We start from the raw sequence: 4,688 nt of genomic DNA on the forward strand, positions 1-4,688 counted from the left end.
ATTGCTACCAGTGCCGGATCGAGCGCGCTTGAGGCGGAGATTAGCCGCTGGAAACAGCTGTCGTACTCCCGTCGCATAGTCGCGATAGAAAGCCATTGTCGATCGATTTGCCGACCGCGGATGAACCGGCGGCAAATCTCGTCATCGAGGAAGCGGGGCTTTGGCTCCGCTTTTTTGTTGCCTGCGTTTGGAGCAGACGTATTCCACGCAAGAAAAAAGCCCGCCGGCATGGCCGACGGGCTGCAACTGTTTGGCTGGAGGGCCTTTTAGTTGAACTTGTACTTCGCGCCGAGGCGCACGGTGTGGAAAGAGGAAGTCGAGGTAAGGGTGTCGTCAGGTGCGCCGAATTCCGAAGAAAAGTCCTTCTTGGCGAACTGCGAATAGCGATATTCGAGGCCAACGGTGACATTGCTGGACAGAGCCGTTTCCAGTCCGCCACCGACCGAGAAGCCGCTGGAGCCCCAGTCGAGGATGTCGCCGATCGGGTCGGAAGCGTTCAGATCGAAATGCTGCCAGCTGTAGCCGGCAAGCGCATAGGCAAGGGTCGATTCGTTCATCTTCATGCCAACGCGGCCCAACACATCGAACCCATAGTCGGTATCGACGTTGATCGATCCGCCGCCGAGATCCAGCTTGGAAGTCATGCCGGAGTAGCGTGCATCGACCATGACGCCTGCGACCCAGCTGCCGAAGTCATGATCGTAGCCGACGTTCAGTTCACCAAAGGCACCTTCGCCACCGAGACCATTGAATTCCAGGTCGCCGAGCGGCGGAACGTTGATCTGGTGCACGGACGCACCGGCACCACCAGCGCCGCCGATATAGAAGCCGGTCCAGTTGTAGGCTGGCGTCTCGAAGGCAGCACCGCCGCCGTTCTGGGCACCGAAACGGTAATTGGCTGCGATCTGGAAAGTATGGCGCGAGGTGTCAAGATTGAGGAGACCGTCCGGAACCCCGACGATGCCAGCCTCGGAAAGAAGATCGTCCTTGGTCCCGAAGCCCGTATAGCGATACTCAGTCTTGATCGTCCAATTGCTGTTGATGGCCGTTTCGATGCCACCTCCGACAAAATACCCGCTCTGATCCCAATCAAAGTCGAAGCCAGCGTTCGTATCGAGCTTGTACTTCTGCCAGGAATAGCCACCCAGCACGTATCCCAGAGTGTTTGGCGTCAAGAGATAGCCGAGACGCAGGCCAGCGTCGAAACCGTAGGTTTCCTTGATCGAAGCGTCGAATCCCGTAATGTCCAGCGTGGTCCCGATGTTGCCGACGTGAGCGTCCAGCAGACCACCGATGAGGAACCGCGGCGCGACCATATAGTCATAGCCAACCGTCAGCTCACCGTAGACGCCTTCGCCACCAATGCCGTTCAGCGAGACTGGAATAAAATCGCTGCTGAGCTTGTGTACGTTGGCACCGGCGCCGACGCCAAAACCAACGTATAGACCGCTCCAGTTAAAGCCGGCAGCTTCTTCTACCGGCTGCACGACGTCTGCTGCGTGAGCAGCAGATATCAAAGCCACAGCAGAAACAGCACCAAGAAGAAAAGATTTCGCGGATGTGCGAATGAACATATGCCCGTACCCCATGAGTAAACCCAGAATGTCTCTAGCAGGGAACCGGCCGGCACGGGAATGACAAATATGCAACAATGATGAGCAAAGTGCCGTTGCGTCACATCTTTCGGCGCCATGCTTTGCCTGAAAAACAGGCTCGCAAGAAAAAACCCGCCGGCATGGAACCGGCGGGCTGGATTGAAAGGAGCTGTTTTTCGCGAAAATCAGGCGGCGAGTACCGCTTTCGGCTCGACCAGTTCGTAGCCGAGCGCCTCGGCGACTGCGCGGTTGGTGATCTTGCCCTTGTGGACATTGAGGCCGTTGCGCAGGTGATGATCGTCGACCAGCGCCTTCAGGCCCTTGTCGGCGAGCTGCAGGCCGTAGTGAAGCGTCGCGTTGTTGAGCGCGTGGGCCGACGTGACGGGCACGGCACCCGGCATGTTGGCGACGCAATAGTGGATGACGCCGTCGACCTCATAGGTCGGGTCGGCATGGGTGGTGGCGTGCGAGGTCTCGAAGCAGCCGCCCTGGTCGATGGCGACATCGACCAGCACCGAGCCTTTCTTCATGCCCGACAGCATTTCGCGCGAAACCAGTTTTGGCGCCGCGGCACCCGGGATCAGCACCGCGCCGACGACGATGTCGGCTGAAAAACACTCTTCTTCCAGCGCCTCGACAGTCGAGTAACGGGTGTGGACGCGGCCGGCGAAGAGATCGTCGAGCTGGCGCAATCTCGGGATCGAGCGGTCGATGATGGTGACGTCGGCGCCAAGGCCGGCCGCCATCCTGGCCGCGTGCAGGCCGACGACGCCACCGCCGAGCACGGTGACCTTGCCGGGCAGCACGCCGGGCACGCCGCCCAGCAGCACGCCGCGGCCGCCATTGGCCTTCTGCAGCGCCGTGGCGCCGGCCTGGATCGACAGGCGTCCGGCAACTTCCGACATCGGCGCCAGCAGCGGCAGGCCGCCACGGTCGTCGGTCACGGTCTCGTAGGCGATTGCCGTCACGCCGGACGCAAGCAGGCCCTTGGTCTGCTCCGGATCCGGAGCAAGGTGGAGGTAGGTATACAGGATCTGGCCTTCGCGAAGCTGCGCCCATTCGCTGGGCTGCGGCTCCTTGACCTTGACGATCATGTCCGACTTGGCGAACACCTCGGCGGCCGTCTTGGCAATCGTGGCGCCGGCGGCGCGATAGGCGTTGTCATCGGCGCCGATGCCGGCACCGGCCCCGGTCTCGACCAGCACTTCGTGGCCATGGGCGACATATTCGCGGACCGAGCCGGGGGTGAGGCCGACGCGGTATTCGTGGTTCTTGATTTCCTTGGGGCAGCCGACGCGCATTTTCTTCTCCTGATCCGGCCCTTTTGGGCTCGTTCCCTGTATGGCTGGAGTGAACCACGAATCGTTGCGCAGGTGTTTGCGAATGCGCTTGCGCCCACCGGCCGGTTTCGATAATTGTTGCGCGAAACAGCAAGATATTCGCAGGATTCACGAATAATGCCGCTCGACAGGATCGATATCGCCATTCTCGAGGCTTTGCAGAAGGATGGCAGGATACCCAATGCGGCGCTGGCCGAGAAGGTCGGCCTGTCGCAGTCGGCCTGTTCGCGCCGGCTCGACAATCTGGAGAAATCCGGAACCATTCGCGGCTACCACGCCCGGCTTTCCAATGCGGCACTTGGCCACCAGATGACGGCGATCGTGCACATATCGCTGTCGGGGCAGTTCGAGAAGACGCTGTCGGATTTCGAGGCGGCGATCAAGCGCTGCCCGAACGTGCTGTCCTGTCACCTGATGTCGGGCGAATACGACTACATCCTGCGGATCGCGGCGAAGGATCTCGTCGACTATGAGCGCATCCACAAGGAATGGCTGTCGGCGATGCCGCATGTGACCAAGATCAATTCGTCCTTTGCGCTACGCGAAATCGTCGACAGGACCGCCATGGGCATGAAGCCGGAAATGGCCTAGGCCTCCGTTACCACCCGATCCATCGGAATGTCGTGCGGCTGCGGGTAGATGGTCGCGATGCGCTGCAGCTCGTAGCCGACGCCGATGACCAGTGGCTTGAACGGCATCGCTGCCAGCGTACGGTCGAAGAAACCGCCGCCATAACCCAGGCGGTAGTTCAGGGGATCGATGCCGACGATCGGCGAGATGACGATGTCCGGCAGCACCGGATCGCCCTCGGCCGGGATCGGGATATTCCAGACACCTTTCTCCAGCCGGTCGCCTGCTTTGTAGGCGCGGAAGATCAGCGGCTGCCCCTTCTCGATGACGATGGGCAGGGCGGTGCGGCCGCCGCGTTCGTTTATGGACGTCATCCAAGGCCGCAAATCCGGCTCGCCGCGAAACGGCCAGTAGAGACTGACCATGCGGCCGGCGATCTCGCCGATTACCGCGTCGAGGCCATCGGCGATGTGTTGCGACATTACCGTTCGCGCGTCGGCCGAAACAGCAAGACGCGCGGCGATCAGGCGTTCGCGCTCAGCCTTGCGCCAGCGTCTCACATCGGTCCAGTCGCTCGAAGGCGCACGGAATTCCGTATCGAGTTCGTGCATGAAACAGGGCGGCGAAGAATACTGCGCCGGAGCATCGTCGTCACGATCGTTGGCCATGCCTCACCTCATCGCGTGTTCGATGACGCTATACCTCGCGATACGATACAACATGTGCATTCACGACATGCAACGACGAGTCTCGGGCACTGGCCATCTGTTGTTGCATTGCACAAAAATACCTACATGCAGGACAGGCAATCTTGCTAACAAGGTGAACGAAATGAACGAAGCCAGGCATCATGTCGTCGTTGTCGGCGCGGGGTTCGGCGGCCTCGAGTTCACCCGTGCGCTTGCCGGCGCTCCCGTGCGCATCACCATGATAGACAAGCGCAACCATCACCTCTTCCAGCCGCTGCTCTACCAGGTGGCGACGACGGCGCTGGCCACCTCCGAGGTTGCCTGGCCGATCCGCCACCTCCTGCGCAAGCGCAAGGATGTGACGACGCTGCTCGCCAATGTCACCGGTGTCGACCGCGCCGGCAAGCGCGTGCTGCTCGATGACGGCAGCGCGGTCGCCTACGACACGCTGCTGCTCGCCACCGGTGCCCGCCACGCCTATTTCGGCCATGACG

At 61.0% G+C, this 4,688-nt stretch carries 6 protein-coding genes; 2 read left to right on the forward strand and 4 right to left on the reverse strand.

Annotated features, from left to right (window positions below; all coding sequences use genetic code 11):
- The 3 genes from EN879_RS39495 to ald form a co-directional block, all read right to left on the reverse strand.
- The coding region (locus EN879_RS39495) for a hypothetical protein (protein WP_206520997.1) at nt 1-230 on the reverse strand (230 nt) is incomplete at its 3' end.
- Between the two features lie 36 nt (nt 231-266).
- Nucleotides 267-1,574 (reverse strand): outer membrane beta-barrel protein, encoded by a 1,308-nt coding sequence (locus tag EN879_RS24815; protein ID WP_063168057.1) that lies wholly within the window; start codon nt 1,572-1,574, stop codon nt 267-269.
- A 206-nt stretch (nt 1,575-1,780) separates the two neighbouring features.
- Entirely contained in the window at nt 1,781-2,896 is a 1,116-nt protein-coding gene (gene ald, locus EN879_RS24820; RefSeq protein ID WP_013531466.1) for an alanine dehydrogenase, read from the reverse strand.
- 156 nt (nt 2,897-3,052) lie between these two features.
- On the opposite strand from ald, the gene EN879_RS24825 reads away from it, so the two are divergent.
- Nucleotides 3,053-3,526, forward strand: a complete 474-nt coding sequence (locus EN879_RS24825) for an Lrp/AsnC family transcriptional regulator (RefSeq protein WP_013531467.1) — start codon at nt 3,053-3,055, stop codon at nt 3,524-3,526.
- On the opposite strand, the gene EN879_RS24830 is transcribed toward EN879_RS24825, so the two are convergent.
- Nucleotides 3,523-4,173 carry a 5-formyltetrahydrofolate cyclo-ligase gene (locus EN879_RS24830; protein WP_082826460.1) on the reverse strand — a complete coding sequence of 217 codons (651 nt, stop codon included), beginning with the start codon at nt 4,171-4,173 and terminating at the stop codon, nt 3,523-3,525. The two genes, EN879_RS24825 and EN879_RS24830, sit on opposite strands and share 4 nt — an antisense overlap.
- Nucleotides 4,174-4,336: 163 nt before the next feature.
- Here EN879_RS24830 and EN879_RS24835 point away from each other — a divergent pair.
- Nucleotides 4,337-4,688, forward strand: a 352-nt coding sequence (locus EN879_RS24835) for an FAD-dependent oxidoreductase (RefSeq protein WP_164774560.1), incomplete at its 3' end; no start/stop codon positions are given.

It is taken from the genome of Mesorhizobium sp. M7A.F.Ca.AU.002.02.1.1 (genome assembly GCF_003998535.1).
Taxonomy (GTDB): domain Bacteria; phylum Pseudomonadota; class Alphaproteobacteria; order Rhizobiales; family Rhizobiaceae; genus Mesorhizobium; species Mesorhizobium ciceri.

Bases quoted from the DNA above. Each gene is read 5' to 3' on its own strand.
- EN879_RS24815 (WP_063168057.1), bottom strand. From the start codon at position 1,574: ATGTTCATTCGCACATCCGCGAAATCTTTTCTTCTTGGTGCTGTTTCT.
- EN879_RS24825 (WP_013531467.1), top strand. From the start codon at position 3,053: ATGCCGCTCGACAGGATCGATATCGCCATTCTCGAGGCTTTGCAGAAG.
- ald (WP_013531466.1), bottom strand. From the start codon at position 2,896: ATGCGCGTCGGCTGCCCCAAGGAAATCAAGAACCACGAATACCGCGTC.
- EN879_RS24830 (WP_082826460.1), bottom strand. From the start codon at position 4,173: ATGGCCAACGATCGTGACGACGATGCTCCGGCGCAGTATTCTTCGCCG.